This window comes from Lactobacillus kalixensis DSM 16043 (assembly GCF_001434335.1).
In the GTDB taxonomy this organism is placed as follows: domain Bacteria; phylum Bacillota; class Bacilli; order Lactobacillales; family Lactobacillaceae; genus Lactobacillus; species Lactobacillus kalixensis.
The window spans coordinates 35,542-51,223 of the sequence record NZ_AZFM01000011.1 but is presented as its reverse complement, the minus strand read 5'-3'; the positions used below and the strand labels follow the sequence as shown (position 1 = coordinate 51,223).

The window sequence follows — 15,682 nt, the reverse complement described above, 5'->3', positions numbered from 1 at the left end:
TTAAGAAAGGTTAAAGGACAAATTTCTTTAATGCTTTTGCGATACCATTATGATCATTGTCATCAGTCACATAATCTGCTCTTTGTTTGATATCTTCAATAGCATTACCCATTGCAATCTTCTTGAATTCGGGATTATCAAACATTGAAATATCATTTCCTTGATCACCAAAAACCATGACATTAGATTGACTAATCTTTAAGCGATCAGCTAATTCCATCAAAGCATTCCCTTTTGAAGCACCAATAGCATTTAATTCAATACAATTATCTAAGCTGCGAACGATATCATATGATTGAAAAGCCCAATCTGGAAGTGATGCCCATAATTTTCCAATTTGATCACTATTCTGATCACAAGTAAAGACAGCTTTATTAAAAATAAAGTCCTTAGGTATGTCACTGCGCTCACGCACCTTCAATTCGTTATCAGTCATAGCAGCACTAATTAATAATTGAACACAAAGATCACGATCTAAGGTGTAAAAACATTCAGTTGTTTCAAAATGTAAGTTTACATGACTTAATCTTTGAAAACGCAACAAAGTTTCAAAATCACGATAGTCTAGCTTTTGACTCATCATGACATTACCAGCCAAATCTTGAACAACCGCACCATTAAAAACAACGGCATATTCATCTTCACCCTTTAAACCAATTTCTTCGTCAAAAGGTAGAACTCCTGATAGAGGACGACCAGATGCTAAAACAATTTTAATTCCTTGTCCGTGAGCTGCTTGTAAAGTTCGTAAAGTTTCTGAGGAGATTCTCTTTCCACTATTTAATAAAGTTCCGTCCAAATCAACTGCGATCATTTTAATTGCCATTATTACGTACTCCTAACATTTTATATGGTTATATTATACAAAATAATGCAATGAACTACGATTATTACTTGCTTTTAGGTAAAAAAAAGTGCGAGTAAACTCGCACTTTTATACTCAATCAATTTTGGAGAAGAAATATTTTAATTAAGCTTTTTTGACATCTTTGTCAGCATTCTTGTAAGAAAGGGCAATTTCATCTACTAATTCAGGATCGTCTTTAAGACCAGTAGTTTCAACAATAACGTCCTTTAAGTCTTCATCCTTAAGCATTTGCATTAACTTAACGCTTTCCTTATCGTTAGGTTCATCGAAGTGATAAATTCTACCAACAGTTTCCATCAAAGCATCGTATGACAAACCACGTTCCTTTAATTCACGAATTGGGCGAATGAATCTTTCGTTATATCCTAACTTACGGATTGGAGTTCTACCAACACGAGCAATGTCATCAGAAATATATGGATTTTGGAATCTACTTAAGATCTTGTTGTGGTATTCTTCAAGGCTTTCTTCAGTAAATTCTTTGTTCCACTTATTATGAAGAAGTGATCTAGTTTCACTTAAAACCCGCTTAACTTGCTTTAAAACAAATGGATCTTCGATTGCATCCCCAATGGTTGAGTAGTCGAGACTCTTACCAGTGTAGGCAACTGTTGCGTGACCCGTATTAACTGAGAATAACTTTCTTTCAATATATGGTTCAAGGTCTGGGGCATAATCAACACCCTTTAGCTTGATATCCTTGTTCTTCATTTGACTTTCGTCAATAACCCATTCCTTAAAGTCTTCAACTGAAACAAAGAGCGGATCATCGTTATGTTGAATTGGAACAATTCTGTCTACAGCTGCATTAGGGAAGCCAATGTACTTGTCAACTTCTGGCTTAATATCATCATCTAAGTGTTTGTAAACTTCCTCTTTTAAGTGTTCTGAACCACCAATCATGTTTTCACATGCGATAACATCAAGTGGCTTCGTATTGCCTGACTTAATTCTTTCGGTTAAGCCTTGTGCAATTAATGGAGCAATAATTGCCAAAATCTTAGGGCCAATGGCAGTAGTAATCATGTCTGTGGTCTTAATTTGTTCGATAACCTTTTCTGGATTCTTGGCATTATTAATACCATCAACATCTGAAACATGGATTCTCTTCTTACCAGGTGCGGCAAGCTCGATATCATATTCACCGCGCTTGTTTAATTCGTCGATAATTGTTTCATTAACATCAACAAAATCGATGCCAAAGCCATTATCTGCTAAAGTTTCACCAATAAATCCACGACCAATATTACCTGCACCAAAATGTACTGCTCTCATTTTTAATCTCCTACGTTCTTTAATAAATCAATAATTTCTTGTGGTGATTGTGCGTCAGCTAATTTGGCAACGTTTGAAACATCACTACAGAAAATAGCAATCTGTGACAAAATATTTAAGTGTTCATTATTCAAACCAGCAATCCCAAAGACTACTGTAACTAACTGTTCTCCTTCAGTCTCAGGATCACTAAAGTCAACGCCCATTGGAATTTGAACAACTGAAATACCAGTCTTCTTAATGAATTTCTTTCCTTCATCAGTTCCGTGAGGGATAGCGATAAAATTCCCCATGTAAGTGGAAACATCATTATTACGAGCGATCATTGAATCAATGTAATCTGGTTCAACACATTCTCCATCAACAAGCAGTTGCCCTGCCATTCTAATAGCTTGATCACGTGTTGGAACATCTTGATTCAACTTAATCATACTTGCTTCTAACTGCATTTATCTCATCCCTTTCTAATTCAACTTACTGATAATTTCGCCAAGCTTCTTATCTTTAAGTAAGTCATCAACTACGACTACCTGAACATCACTATAACGAGTTGCTAAAGTTTTCTTAACAGCCGGGGTAATGATTACTAAGTGCTTTGGATCATCTTCAAGTTCATTAATTCGAATTGCTTTAACTGGAATCTTCTTACCAGCCTTCTTCATTGCATCATTGAATAAACTAGTTGCCATCGTTGCAGTGCCTAGGTGTTGATCGTGACGGATAAAGTCAACTTCCTTAACTTTAGCGAAATCGATATTTTCAAGCTTACCAACACTCTTAGCCGGTTGATTAGAAGCAGTTGGTTTATCAGATACCTGAGTTAATGCTTTAAAATTAGCAACAATTGCATCGTATTTTGGACTATTTAAGAAGTTACCAACTGAAACATGCATTGCATTTGGACTCTTTTGTAAAGCACGATCAGCTAATTCTTCTTGAGTAATAACTAATAATCCATTTTCATCTTTTAAGTTTCTAACAGCTGTGTTAGTGACTGGAATGTTAATTCCTGCCTTTTTGAATTTGTCGCGGAGTAAGGAAGCACCCATTGCTGATGAACCCATACCAGCGTCACAAGCGAAAATTACTTTATTAATGTCAGAGTATGATTTAACTGATTCATTTGCAGATTCTTCAGTAGGCATTGTTTGACCTTTTGATTCTGCTTTCATTGCTTGCATTTCTTTTTGCTTAGTAGCTAAGTCAGTGCCTTCACTCTTATCATTTTTAAGAATGATTGCAGCAATAACAAATGAGACGATTGCAGCGCCAAGCACACCAACAATGTTGCCAAAGTATGCATCCTTAGCTGATACAAGTAAAATAGCAAAGATTGAACCTGGTGAAGCAGCAGCCTTCAATCCACCACCGATAGCTGCGATGATTAATGAAGGTTTCATCAAAATGTATGGGAAGTAAATTTCGTGAATACCACCAAAGAATTCAATAATTGCGGCACCTGGAGCGGAACTCTTAGAACTACCCTTACCAAATAACATGAAAGCAATTAAAATTCCAAGACCCGGACCTGGGTTTGATTCCATCAAGAACAGAACTGATTTACCAGCTTCTGCAGCTTGTTGGATACCTAATGGAACCAAAATACCATTACCAATAGCGTTGTTTAAGAACAATACCTTGGCTGGTTCAATAACGATGTTAGCAAGTGGTAATAAGTGAGCATTAATAATTGCATTAACACCTACACTTGCCCAGTGACTTCCCCAATCCATAACAGGACCAATGATAAAGTAGGCAAAGATTGCACAAATCATACCTAAAATACCGAGTGAGAAGTTGTTATAGATCATTTCAAAACCAGATTTAATCTTGCTTTGGAATTGATTATCTAACTTCTTTAAGAGCCATGCACTTAATGGTCCCATAATCATGGCACCTAAGAACATTGGCTGAGTGGTACCAACAATTACACCTAAAGTACCAATTGCTCCAGCGACGGCACCACGTTCATCGTGAACCATACGACCACCTGTGTATCCAATTAATAATGGAAGCAAGTAGTGAAGCATTGGTTGAATTAAATTATTAATATTTTTGTTAGGGAACCAACCGTTAGGTGACATAAAGATCGCTGCGACTAATCCCCAAGCAATGATCGCACCAATGTTTGGCATGATCATACCAGACAAAGCTGTACCAAATTTTTGCACTTTCACTTTAAGTGAAGAGCTACTCTTTGCTTGATTCATTTTCTTCTTCCTCTCTCATTTATCTTATGGTTCTATCATAAGATATGGTGCAAGCGGTTTCAATGAAATCAAAATAGAACTCTGGCACACTAGTTTGTGCCAGAGTTTGTTAAGGCTTTCACGTTATTTTATAGTTTTCTTTTCAAATCGCTTATATACTGGCTTGAAATAGCATTTTTTATTTCATCTTGACTGCCATTTTCAAACAAATGAAGATTGACATCATTCATAATTATCATGCTTGATATTAAACTCATGACTTCTCTTTCAGGTTCAGACAGATCTTTTGGCCCCAACATTAACAAAATTCTCTTCACTTGAATTTCGTTATGATCCATTGCTGGTAGTTTAATTTCATTATCCAAATCAAAAATAGTAAAACTGCAGCGGGTAATTTCATTAGTACTAGTATGAAGTAATGCTAAATTACTATTAGGAATACCTACTGGTGCTAGTCTAATTCTCTCAAGTAATTTCTTAGCTACAGGTTGTTGATGCTTAATAATACTTTTATCAGTATGAGCTAAACATTCTTGAACAACAGCAATTAAGTTATCAGCATTATAGTAGAGTCTTTGCAGCTTAATGTCATTTACTAATTCATTACAAAACAAACTACTAATCGACAGTTCATTTAATTTGGCAACTGAATGTGATTTAACCACTTCATGCGTTTGATTTTCTTTTCTACTGTCAATAGGATATTTTCGTTCATAGTCTTGAATATAGCGTTCAATGTGACTAATCTCGTCATCAATTAAGAGCGGACTAACTAACAGATAATCACGAGAAAAGCCCTTCAGTTCTAAAGTTGAAAGCACCAAATCATATTTTTGCAAATCAAGATTAGGAATATTAGACACACGGCTCAACTTTACTTCATTAATTTCCGCAAATTTTTGTTTTAATCTTGCCCCTAAGATGGCTGATGTTCCAATACCATTTTCGCAAATCACCAAAGCATTTAAATGTGGATGATTGTGACTACTAGTATACTCATTGGCAAAATACAAGAGCAGCAATTGTAATTCTGGACGCGTGAGCTTTTCTTGAGGGAAACACTCTTGCCAAGCATCTTTGACAACACAATACAATTCTGGGAACCTTTCGCTTAAGTCCATCAACATGTCAATTTTAGCATTAGGTAGTGGCGTAACACGGTGTTCAGTCAAGCTTAAAATGTGTTCAGTTAAGCGATTAACAAAGTTGGTATTTTTTTGAAAATTCCAATGCATCGCTTCTGACACAGATTTAACCATATTTTTCACTTTGATCGATATCATTAATTTATGATCGTTATCATAATATAAAAAGCTCTGTTGATGGTCACAACTCAAAATTTTATTTGCCAAATAAATGGCGTCATTTGGCTGGATATTCACTTTCATATTCTCTGAAATTAATGCCATAAAATGAAAAACATATCCTTGATATTTCAAAGAATCCGCTGCAGGCTTAATGCTTTCAATTGGATGTTGAGCTTGCAATCTAATAATCGAAATAGTGAATGATAGGAGCAACTCCATAATTTGATAATCAGAATCAAGATCGACTTTATCAAAAACACTTTCTTTTAACGCTTGATCAACTTTTACTAGTAAGTCTTGATCTAATAATTTCAAAAAGAAATTTTCATTTACTTTCTTATTATGGACAAATCTGAAAAAATCATAATCATTAATCTCACTTAAAAGAATCCCAATTAAGATTTGACGGCGTTCACTTTCAGATGTCTCTGTAGAAATACCCACGCCTTTTTTTCTCAAAAGTTCAATACCATACTCTTTAAGCGACTTCTCAACTGCATTTAAATCGTTTTGAATAGTTGCTTCACTTACACCTAAATCCAAAGCTAACTGAATTATTTTACAAGGTTCATCTTCTAGTAAGAGTTTAGCTGCAATCGCATTTTCGCGCTCTGCTACTGACATTACTTGCTGGCTTTTAACCTGTTTAACAACTTGACGAAGCTTTTCTTGAGCTACCCGATCACCTAATAAACTATATTTACGATTACTATTATTAATTTCTAGCCCTTCTGCTTCTAAAACGCTACGTAAATCTTTAAATTCACGATAAATAGTTCTTCGGCTAACGCTAACTCTATTTTCAAGTTCTTTGATACTAATTCCATCCGGACAATCCGATAAAACTTGTAAAATTTGTTTTTGTCGATCAGTTAAATAAATCATCTTTGCTCAAGTCCTGTCTAATCTTTCTAAAATGATTATACCGAAATGCATAAAAAAAAGAACAGACATAATCTGTTCTTTTAATATAAGTTACCAAATTAATTATTCAACAGTAACACTCTTTGCCAAGTTACGTGGCTTATCAACATCTAAGCCTTTGTTCTTAGAAGCATAGTATGCAAGAAGTTGAGTTGGAACTACTGTCAAAAGTGCTGACATGTAGTAATTAATTTCTGGTAAAACAATGTTATCGCCTTCTCTGGCAAAGTCCTTACCAACAATAGTAATGATGTTGGCACCACGAGAAACAACTTCTTGAATGTTACCACGAGTAAGATCTGCAGTAACTGGATCGTTGATCAAAGCAATAACTGGTGTGTCTTTTTCAATTAAGGAAATGGTTCCGTGCTTAAGTTCAGCAGCAGCAAAACCTTCAGTTTGGATGTATGAAACTTCTTTAAGCTTCAATGCACCTTCAAGAGCTACAGCATGGTCAATTCCACGTCCAATGTAGAAAGCATTTCTTGATGGAACAAGGTACTTAACAGCTAGTTCTTCAAGTTTTTCTTTTCCATCAACAACTTGTTGAATACCTTCAGCGGCAATAGCTAAGTCGTGCTTTAAGTTCCAATCCTTAGCTTCTTGAACACCTAACTTTTCACCTAAAGCTTTAGCAAGTACTGCTTGCAAAGCAACTTGGGCAGTATAAGCCTTGGTTGAAGCAACAGCAATTTCAGGACCTGCACCTAAAAGCATGGTGTAGTTAGCTTCACGAGATAAAGTTGAACCTTCAACGTTAGTCATAGTCAAACTTGGAATACCACGCTTGTTTGCTTCTTTCAAAACAACACGTGAGTCAGCAGTTTCACCTGATTGAGTTAAGAAGATGAAGAATGGGTGCTTACTCATCATTGGGAAGTGGTAACCAGCTTCTGAAGCATAACCAACTTCAGTAGGAATGCCAGTGTAGTGTTCAAAAATAGTCTTACCTACAAGACCAGCGTGATAACTTGTTCCTGCAGCAAAGATGTAAAGACGATCTGCCTTAGAAACAGCATCAATAATATCCTGATCAACCTTAGGTTCACCATTGTCGTCAAGGTAAGTTTGAGACATGTTACGCATTACGCCAGGTTGTTCATCGATTTCCTTAAGCATGTAGAATTCGTATGCACCCTTTGAAGCGGCGTTTGGATCGATGTTCAATACGTGTGGTTCACGTTCTACTTTTTCACCATCAACAGTTTCGATAGTGTAGCTATCCTTTGTAATGTCACCAACATCGCCATCTTGTAAGTCAACGAAAGTCTTAGTTTGGTCCAAAACAGAAATTGCATCTGAAGCGATGATGTTGAAGCCATCACCTAAACCAAGCATCATTGGTGACTTGTTCTTAGCGATAAATACGTGATCTGGTTCAGTATTATCAACAAGTAAGAATGCATATGAACCTTTAACAAGCTTCAAAGCTTCTTTGAATGCTGAAAAACCATCTAAGTTCTTTTCACGCGCAATCTTACCAATTAATTGAACAACAACTTCAGTATCAGTATCTGAATGGAAGTTAACATCTTGTAAGTACTTTTCTTTTAACTCAGTGTAATTTTCAATAACGCCATTGTGAACTAAGTAGAAACGCTTAGTTTCATCGTAGTGAGGGTGAGCATTATCAACAGTTGGCTTACCGTGAGTTGCCCAACGAGTATGACCAATACCAACTAGACCTTGTTCATCAGGAGTTAACTTTTCCTTTAAGTTGCTAATGCGACCAACGGCTTTAGTTAAGTATTCATTACCATTTAAATCATTAAGGTAAATACCAGCTGAATCATAACCACGGTATTCAAGATTAGTTAAACCATTTAAAATGATATCTCTTGCAGGTTTACCTACAACACCAACAATTCCACACATATATTTTTCTCCTTTGGTCTAGTTCACTTTCATTTAGTGGACTAGTTAATTTTTATTGTTACAAGTGCAATGATAGCCTTTTTAATAAAATTGGTCAAGGAATAATTCTCTAAATTGGTATATTAAATTTTGGTAAAATAAAAGACCCCAGATATACCAGGGCCTTCGGGCGAAAAAGTTAATTATTCACCCATTTCATCTTTAACAACTTTTACAATTCGGTCTACATATGCATCAGTTTCTTCTTGAGTTGGACCTTCTGCCATAACTCTAAGAAGTGATTGAGTGCCTGAAGGACGAACCAAAATACGACCATCGCCGCCCATTTCGTCTTCAACTTCTTTGATAACATCCAAAATAGCTTGGTGCTCCTTCCAAGACTTCTTGTCCTTAACTGGAACGTTTACTAAGCATTGTGGATATTCCTTGAAGTCAGCTAAAAGCTCTGATAATGACTTTCCAGTCTTCTTCATTACAAGCATCAAATGAAGACCTGTAAGCATACCATCACCAGTGTTGTGGTAGTCACTCATGATAACGTGACCTGATTGCTCACCACCAAGATTATAGCCATGAGCACGCATTTCTTCTGAAACAGAGCGGTCACCAACTTGCGTACGGATATTCTTAATTCCTCTTCTTTCCAAGGCCTTAGTAAAGCCGAGATTGCTCATTACCGTAGTAACAATAGTATCTTTCTTCAAACGGCCGTGGTCTTGTAAATAAGTGCCGAGAACATACATAATGTGATCCCCGTCAACTTCATTACCATTTTCATCAACAGCAATACAACGGTCAGCATCCCCATCAAAGGCTAACCCAAGCTGTGCACCTTGCTTAACAACTTCTTCTTGAAGCTTCTTAGTATGAGTAGCACCAACATGATCGTTAATGTTCAAACCATTAGGGTGAGTTGCAATAGTAGTAAAGTCTACTCCACAATCAGCGAATAATCTTGAAATCAAAGCACTTGAAGCACCATTAGCACCGTCAACAACTACCTTAATACCACTTAAATCTTCAGGAATGGTATTTTCAATAAATTGTAAGTACTTAGAACTACCTTCATGGAAATCAGTTACAGTTCCTAAACCTTCTGCAGATGGACGAGGAAGAGTATCTTCTTCAGCGTCAATTAACTTTTCAATTTCTTCTTCCATCGCATCTGATAACTTCAACCCATCGCTACCAAAAAACTTAATACCATTATCTTCAACAGGGTTATGTGAAGCAGAAATTTGAACACCAGCATCAGCGCCTTGTGCACGAACTAAGTATGATAAACCTGGAGTCGTAATTACACCAACTTCAAGTACTTCAATACCAACTGAAAGCAAACCTGAAATCAAAGCATATTCAAGCATTTGGCCTGAAATACGAGTATCACGAGAAACTAAAACGCGAGCTTGCTTATCATCTGACTTTTCTTTAGTTAAAACATAACCACCATCACGACCTAATTTAAAAGCCATTTCTGGAGTTAAGCCAGCATTAGCAACACCACGTACACCATCAGTTCCGAAATATTTTAACATTTATTTTTACCTTCCCAACTTTTAACTTTGTTTTGAACTGCTTGTATTTTTCACTCTAATTTGAATCATAACTTCGCTTGGATCTGATCGAACCACGCCACTAGGTAACTTAAGCGGAATAACTTTTCTAGTTGAAGAATTTATTCCTCTTAAGTCAACATCAAGATTAAGATTTTTAATTTTATCCAGCTTATTCTTATCACCATACAAAGTTATTTCATCTTGTTTCGCAGTAACAGAATAAACTTTATTACTTGATTCATTCTTGGAGCTTAAATTCAATTTTACTTTCTTTTTAGAAATAGAAATTGGAATATTAACTTTAACTGTAGACGGCTGAATAATTACATTCAACTGACGACCCTTCTTATCCTCCGCCACCAGTATCACTTGTCGTTCAAAATCACGATTGATATTATTTGGCAAATCAGCCTTAGCTACAATCTGATCAATTTGATTAACTTCACCAATTGCTCCCGTAACCTCAACTTGACTCGGATCAACTGTGGCTTTTCCAAAATGATAGCCGTTTGCAACAGCATCCTTATTATACCTTATTTGTACAGGTAGAGTTCTAGATTTTCGTCGTTGAATATTAACCTTAATTGTCTTTGGATTGATCGAGTAAGAAATTTGCTTATTTAAACCAGTTATTCGTACTCTTACTGTCTGCTCACCAACTTTTCTTTTAGTCAAATCAATAAAAGCTCTAAAATTTTGGGTATTAACAGCAGAAGTAACAAGAGCATTTGGTCCCTCCAAAGTCACTTTAACTTTTTCAGGGTAACCAACAACATAATACTTATCAGTATCAACAGATACTTGTAAAGGAACACGGATAGTCTCTGTTTCATTAGCCGTTTGTCTAGTTTTACTATCTTCACCTTGGGTCATAAAACCCGTCTGAGTTGAATCGATATAGACTACAATTAAAATCGCTAATAATAGAGAAACAATACGAACAAACCATGATTTATTCCAAAAATTTTTCATTTGTCCACACCCCATTTCCATACTCTATCAAATAACTTTTGATACCAAGTCTTTTTCTTTTCTTTCTTAGGAACTAGTTCAGCTCTTAAATACTTCAAGTATTCTTCCTGAGTCAAATCAAGCAAGAAACGACCATTTCTTGTGATTGTCACACCACCAGTTTCTTCAGAAACAACAATTGTAATAGCATCAGTTACTTCTGAAATACCAACAGCTGCGCGGTGCCGAGTCCCAAGACGCTTAGGAATCATGCTACTATCCGATAGTGGCAAGTAAGCAGCCGCTACGGCAATGCGATCTTTATTGATAATTACTGCCCCATCGTGTAATGGCGTATTAGGGATGAAGATATTAATTAATAACTCACCAGTAACATCGGCATCAAGTTTAATTCCTGTTTCGATATAATCTTCTAGTCCTGTCTCTTGCTGAATCGTAATCAAAGCACCAATCCTACGCTTAGACATATATTGGATCGCTTTATCTAATTCGTTAACAAGCTTCATTGACCGATCATATTCACTATTTTCTCTACCACCGAAAATTGGGGTTCGACCTAAACGCTCAAGTCCTCGTCTAATTTCTGGTTGGAAAATAATAATAATTCCAAGTACAGACCAAGAAACAATCTGATCAACAATATAAGTTAATGCATGAAGCTGCAAAAAGCCAGCAATAATTCTAATTAGAAAGATAAGAACAATCCCTTTTGCTAGTTGAACAGCTTTTGTGCCTCGAATAAGCATAATCAGTCGGTAAACCAAGTACCAAATGATTAATACATCTAAGACAATTGAAAGGTTATTCCAAGTTAGTAGGTTTGATATATTGAAATTGCTCATTGTTACTCCTTTCTATTACCTTTTAATTATAACCAATTAGCATTTTATCGTGCATACATTTTAAACTCTAAGAATAAATCGTTATATTCCTGTGTTACTTTATTTCCTAAATCGCGGTAAACCTGTAGATGTTTCAACGTTTTTTCATCTGGATAAAATTGACGATCATCGCGAATCTTCTTAGGTAATAGCTTCTGCGCCGCAATATTTGGCGTTGCGTAGCCAACATATTCTGCATTTTGGGCTGCATTTTGAGGTTGCAGCATAAAGTTAATGAATTTGTAGGCTGCACTTTTATTTTTCGCAGTCTTAGGAATGACAAAATTATCAAACCATAAATTGGATCCCTGAGATGGAACTACATAATGTAAATGCGGATTATCTTCCATCATTTCATGAGCTTCACCAGACCAAGTAACACCAATTGCTGCTTCATTTTGGACTAAGTACATCCGCATTTCATCTGCAATAATTGCTTTAATATTTGGTCCTAAGTTTTCCAATTTAGTTTGGGCTAATTTTAACTGTAGAGAACTTGTGGTATTCATCGAATACCCTAAAGATGCAAGTGCCATTCCCATCGCATCTCTTGCTGAATCTACTAGCAAAATCTGATGGTGATATTTCTTTTTCCAGAGATCATCCCAAGTTGTAATGCTGCCCTTTTTGACAAATTTATCATTATAAACAATTCCCAAAGTTCCCCAAAAATATGGAACAGAATAAGAATTATTGCGATCAAAAGATTTATGTAAAAAATATGGTCCGATATTATTTAAATTTGGAATTTTCTTTAGATCTAATTTTTCTAGTAAATTTGCCTTACGCATTTTTGAAACCATATATTCAGACGGAAAAGTAATATCATAAGCAGTTCCACCTTGCTTAATCTTAGTAAACATCGCTTCATTAGAATCGAACGTTTCATAAACAACATGGTAACCAGTTTGTTTTTCAAATTTACTAATTAATTTTGGATCAAGATAATCTCCCCAATTATAAATAATCAGACTTTCTTTTTTTGTTTCATCTGATGGCTTTTGCAATCGATATGCGCCAGAACCTAGGGCTAAACATGATAAAATAATAGCAAGGATTGACCAAAACACTTTTTTCATTTAATCATCCCTCCTACCATCTTTCTATTCTTACGACCTTTTCGAGAAGTAATGAAATAATAGATGATTACCAATACCAAAACAAACAAGAACATTACTGTACTTAGTGCATTGATCTCCAAATCAATCCCTTGTCTGGCACGAGAATAAATTTCAACAGACAATGTAGAAAAACCATTACCAGTAACAAAAAAAGTTACAGCAAAATCGTCAAGTGAATATGTTAACGCCATGAAAAAGCCAGATAGAATTCCTGGTAAAATTGCCGGAATTATTACATTACTAAAAACCTGATAATTATTAGCTCCTAGATCTCTTGCGGCATCAATTAAAGAATAATCCATTTCTTTTAAACGCGGTAAAACCATCAAAACAACAATCGGAATTGAAAAAGCAATATGACTAAGTAAAACTGAATAAAAATTCAAGCCCATTCCAAGCGCTGTAAAAAAAATCAAAAAACTTGCCCCAATAATGACATCTGGTGAAACCATTAAAACATTATTCAATGATAGCAAAGTATTTTGGCTTGTTTTTTTCTTTACATTACTAATTGCAATTGCACCAAAGGCGCCAATGATTGTTGCAATCAAACTCGATAAAAGTGCAAGTAAGATTGTTTCTAAAAAAATTGCAAGTAGTCGATTATCCTGAAATAAAGTTTGATAGTGAGCCCAAGTAAAATGTTGAAATTTATTCATATTTTTCCCACTTGAAAATGAAAAATATATCAAATAGAAAATGGGCACATAAAGAATTACCAATACCAAAGCTAAATAGATTCTACCAATAGATTTTTTCATAGTTGAACCTTCTTTCTATTTGGCTTTTTACCGGTAATCAACATGACGATCACCATCAAAACAATTAAAACAACGCCAATAGTTGCCCCCATATTCCAATTCATTGTTGTCATGAAGTATTCTTCAATAGCAGTTCCTAAAGTAATTACCCTATTACCACCGATCAATCTAGTTAGCATGAATAGTGACAAAGAAGGAATAAAAATTGCTTGAACGCCACTTTCAACTCCTGGTCTTGATAATGGCCACAAGACATATTTAAAAGTTTGCCATTTATTTGCTCCTAAGTCCTCTGAAGCTTGAATTATTGCAGGATTAACTTCTCTAATTGCATTATAAATTGGCAAAATCATAAAGGGAATTTCAATATATGTTGCTACAAAGATAAAGGCAAAATCAGTAAACAAGATATTAACCGGTCCTAACCCAAATAAATGCAAAAATTTGTTGATTAAACCACTGCTACCCAATATTCCAATAAAAGCATAAGCTTTTAGCAATAAATTGATCCAGGTCGGTAAAATGATCAATAATAACCAAAATTGCTGATTTTTTGTCTTGGTCAAGAAGTAAGCAGCAGGATACGAAATAAGTAGCGTAATTAAGGTAATTACAAAAGCATACCAGAATGAATTTAACATCATCCTTAGAAAAGTGCCATTCCGAAAGAAAAGAGCAAAATTATCAAGGGTAAAATGATGGCTACTATCAGTTAATGAATACCAAAGAATCAATAGAATCGGTAAAATAACGAATAGAAAAATCCATAGAAGATATGGAATCATAAAAAAGGTACGTGTTTTTTTATTAATCATTCTCTCTATCCTCTTCATAACTATCTAAACGAGCATCAAAATCGGCCTGGCTTTCGTGTAAACGCATAACATGAATATCTTCAGGATCAAAAAACAAGCCAATACGTTCATTTAATTTACAAGCATTAGTGGAATGAATTAACCATTCATTTTCATCTGCATCAAGTGCCTTAATTTCAAAGTGATCTCCTAAAAATAATTGGGTTTGAGCAGTAACAACTAATTTTCCTTTTTCTGGAACAACAATATCTAAATCTTCAGGACGAATGACGATTTCAACTTTTTCGTTTTCCTTCATCCCTGCATCGGCACATTGAAAATGCTTATTAGCAAATTCAACTTCAAAATCCTTAATCATTCTTCCAGGCAAGATATTCGAATCTCCAATAAATCTTGCAACGAAATCATTAATGGGTTCATCATAAATATTAACAGGTGACCCACTTTGTTGAATTTTGCCATCATTTAAAACAAAAATTTCATCACTCATTGAAAGGGCTTCTTCTTGATCATGAGTAACAAAAATAAAAGTAATTCCCAGCTTTTTTTGAATTGCACGTAGTTCAAATTGCATTTCCTTACGTAAACGCTTATCTAAAGCGGAAAGCGATTCATCTAATAGCAATACTTTTGGTTCATTAACAATCGCTCTAGCAATTGCTACTCGCTGCTGCTGCCCACCACTAAGTTCTGAAATTTCACGATTAGCAAAGCCATCTAATCGCACCATATGAAGAGCATCCTTAACAGCAACTTTGATATCTTTTATTGATCTCTTTTTAATTTTCAGACCAAAAGCCACATTTTCAAATACGTTTAAATGTGGAAATAAAGCATAATTTTGAAAAACAGTATTAATTTGTCGCTTTGCAGGATCTAGCTCTGTGATATCTTTTCCATCAAAATACACTTGCCCTTCAGTTGGATTACTAAAGCCAGCAATAATTCTCAAAATTGTAGATTTTCCTGAACCACTTGGACCGAGTAATGAATAAAATTTTCCCGATTCGATTGTTAAATTGATATTTTTTAGCGCTACAAAACCGTCATCATAACGCTTAGTTACATTTTTAAGTTGAATGATGTCCATTTTTTCACCCACACTAAAAGAGCTACA

Annotated in this window: 13 protein-coding genes; all 13 read right to left on the bottom strand. The window is 35.2% G+C overall.

What is annotated here, in order from left to right; all coding sequences use genetic code 11:
* Positions 1–10: 10 nt before the first annotated feature.
* The 13 genes from FC46_RS04705 to FC46_RS04645 all read right to left on the bottom strand — a co-directional run bounded on the left by FC46_RS04705 (position 11) and on the right by FC46_RS04645 (position 15,655).
* On the bottom strand, positions 11–826 hold the full coding sequence (locus FC46_RS04705; RefSeq protein WP_057798358.1) for a Cof-type HAD-IIB family hydrolase: 816 nt from the start codon (positions 824–826) through the stop codon (positions 11–13).
* Between the two features lie 144 nt (positions 827–970).
* A complete protein-coding gene (locus FC46_RS04700) occupies positions 971–2,143 on the bottom strand; it encodes a mannitol-1-phosphate 5-dehydrogenase (RefSeq protein WP_057798356.1) in 1,173 nt (390 codons plus the stop codon).
* A 2-nt stretch (positions 2,144–2,145) separates the two neighbouring features.
* Positions 2,146–2,592, bottom strand: a complete 447-nt coding sequence (locus FC46_RS04695; protein ID WP_057798355.1) for a PTS mannitol transporter subunit IIA — start codon at positions 2,590–2,592, stop codon at positions 2,146–2,148.
* Positions 2,593–2,607: 15 nt separating this feature from the next.
* Positions 2,608–4,353 (bottom strand): PTS mannitol transporter subunit IIBC, encoded by a 1,746-nt coding sequence (locus FC46_RS04690; protein WP_057798354.1) that lies wholly within the window; start codon positions 4,351–4,353, stop codon positions 2,608–2,610.
* Positions 4,354–4,481: 128 nt separating this feature from the next.
* Positions 4,482–6,545, bottom strand: a complete 2,064-nt coding sequence (locus tag FC46_RS04685; RefSeq protein WP_236702291.1) for a BglG family transcription antiterminator — start codon at positions 6,543–6,545, stop codon at positions 4,482–4,484.
* Positions 6,546–6,647: 102 nt separating this feature from the next.
* Positions 6,648–8,459 carry a glutamine--fructose-6-phosphate transaminase (isomerizing) gene (gene glmS, locus FC46_RS04680; protein ID WP_057798352.1) on the bottom strand — a complete coding sequence of 604 codons (1,812 nt, stop codon included), beginning with the start codon at positions 8,457–8,459 and terminating at the stop codon, positions 6,648–6,650.
* 182 nt (positions 8,460–8,641) lie between these two features.
* On the bottom strand, positions 8,642–9,994 hold the full coding sequence (gene glmM, locus FC46_RS04675; RefSeq protein WP_057798350.1) for a phosphoglucosamine mutase: 1,353 nt from the start codon (positions 9,992–9,994) through the stop codon (positions 8,642–8,644).
* A 21-nt stretch (positions 9,995–10,015) separates the two neighbouring features.
* Entirely contained in the window at positions 10,016–10,987 is a 972-nt protein-coding gene (locus FC46_RS04670) for a CdaR family protein (RefSeq protein ID WP_057798347.1), read from the bottom strand.
* Positions 10,984–11,829 carry a diadenylate cyclase CdaA gene (gene cdaA / locus FC46_RS04665; protein WP_057798345.1) on the bottom strand — a complete coding sequence of 282 codons (846 nt, stop codon included), beginning with the start codon at positions 11,827–11,829 and terminating at the stop codon, positions 10,984–10,986. Before cdaA ends, FC46_RS04670 begins: the two co-directional genes overlap by 4 nt.
* Positions 11,830–11,873: 44 nt before the next feature.
* Positions 11,874–12,947 (bottom strand): ABC transporter substrate-binding protein, encoded by a 1,074-nt coding sequence (locus tag FC46_RS04660; protein WP_057798343.1) that lies wholly within the window; start codon positions 12,945–12,947, stop codon positions 11,874–11,876.
* The gene (locus FC46_RS04655; protein ID WP_057798340.1) at positions 12,944–13,750 is read right to left on the bottom strand and encodes an ABC transporter permease; all 807 of its coding nucleotides are present in this window, start codon (positions 13,748–13,750) and stop codon (positions 12,944–12,946) included. The genes FC46_RS04660 and FC46_RS04655 overlap by 4 nt, the downstream gene beginning before the upstream one ends.
* Positions 13,747–14,565 (bottom strand): ABC transporter permease, encoded by an 819-nt coding sequence (locus FC46_RS04650; RefSeq protein WP_057798338.1) that lies wholly within the window; start codon positions 14,563–14,565, stop codon positions 13,747–13,749. Before FC46_RS04650 ends, FC46_RS04655 begins: the two co-directional genes overlap by 4 nt.
* Entirely contained in the window at positions 14,558–15,655 is a 1,098-nt protein-coding gene (locus FC46_RS04645; protein WP_057798336.1) for an ABC transporter ATP-binding protein, read from the bottom strand. The genes FC46_RS04650 and FC46_RS04645 overlap by 8 nt, the downstream gene beginning before the upstream one ends.
* Between the last annotated feature and the right edge of the window lie 27 nt (positions 15,656–15,682).

Coding starts and splice junctions, on each gene's coding strand:
- FC46_RS04705 (WP_057798358.1), bottom strand. CDS start 826: ATGGCAATTAAAATGATCGCAGTTGATTTGGACGGAACTTTATTAAAT.
- FC46_RS04700 (WP_057798356.1), bottom strand. CDS start 2,143: ATGAGAGCAGTACATTTTGGTGCAGGTAATATTGGTCGTGGATTTATT.
- FC46_RS04695 (WP_057798355.1), bottom strand. CDS start 2,592: ATGCAGTTAGAAGCAAGTATGATTAAGTTGAATCAAGATGTTCCAACA.
- FC46_RS04690 (WP_057798354.1), bottom strand. CDS start 4,353: ATGAATCAAGCAAAGAGTAGCTCTTCACTTAAAGTGAAAGTGCAAAAA.
- FC46_RS04685 (WP_236702291.1), bottom strand. CDS start 6,545: ATGATTTATTTAACTGATCGACAAAAACAAATTTTACAAGTTTTATCG.
- glmS (WP_057798352.1), bottom strand. CDS start 8,459: ATGTGTGGAATTGTTGGTGTTGTAGGTAAACCTGCAAGAGATATCATT.
- glmM (WP_057798350.1), bottom strand. CDS start 9,994: ATGTTAAAATATTTCGGAACTGATGGTGTACGTGGTGTTGCTAATGCT.
- FC46_RS04670 (WP_057798347.1), bottom strand. CDS start 10,987: ATGAAAAATTTTTGGAATAAATCATGGTTTGTTCGTATTGTTTCTCTA.
- cdaA (WP_057798345.1), bottom strand. CDS start 11,829: ATGAGCAATTTCAATATATCAAACCTACTAACTTGGAATAACCTTTCA.
- FC46_RS04660 (WP_057798343.1), bottom strand. CDS start 12,947: ATGAAAAAAGTGTTTTGGTCAATCCTTGCTATTATTTTATCATGTTTA.
- FC46_RS04655 (WP_057798340.1), bottom strand. CDS start 13,750: ATGAAAAAATCTATTGGTAGAATCTATTTAGCTTTGGTATTGGTAATT.
- FC46_RS04650 (WP_057798338.1), bottom strand. CDS start 14,565: ATGATTAATAAAAAAACACGTACCTTTTTTATGATTCCATATCTTCTA.
- FC46_RS04645 (WP_057798336.1), bottom strand. CDS start 15,655: ATGGACATCATTCAACTTAAAAATGTAACTAAGCGTTATGATGACGGT.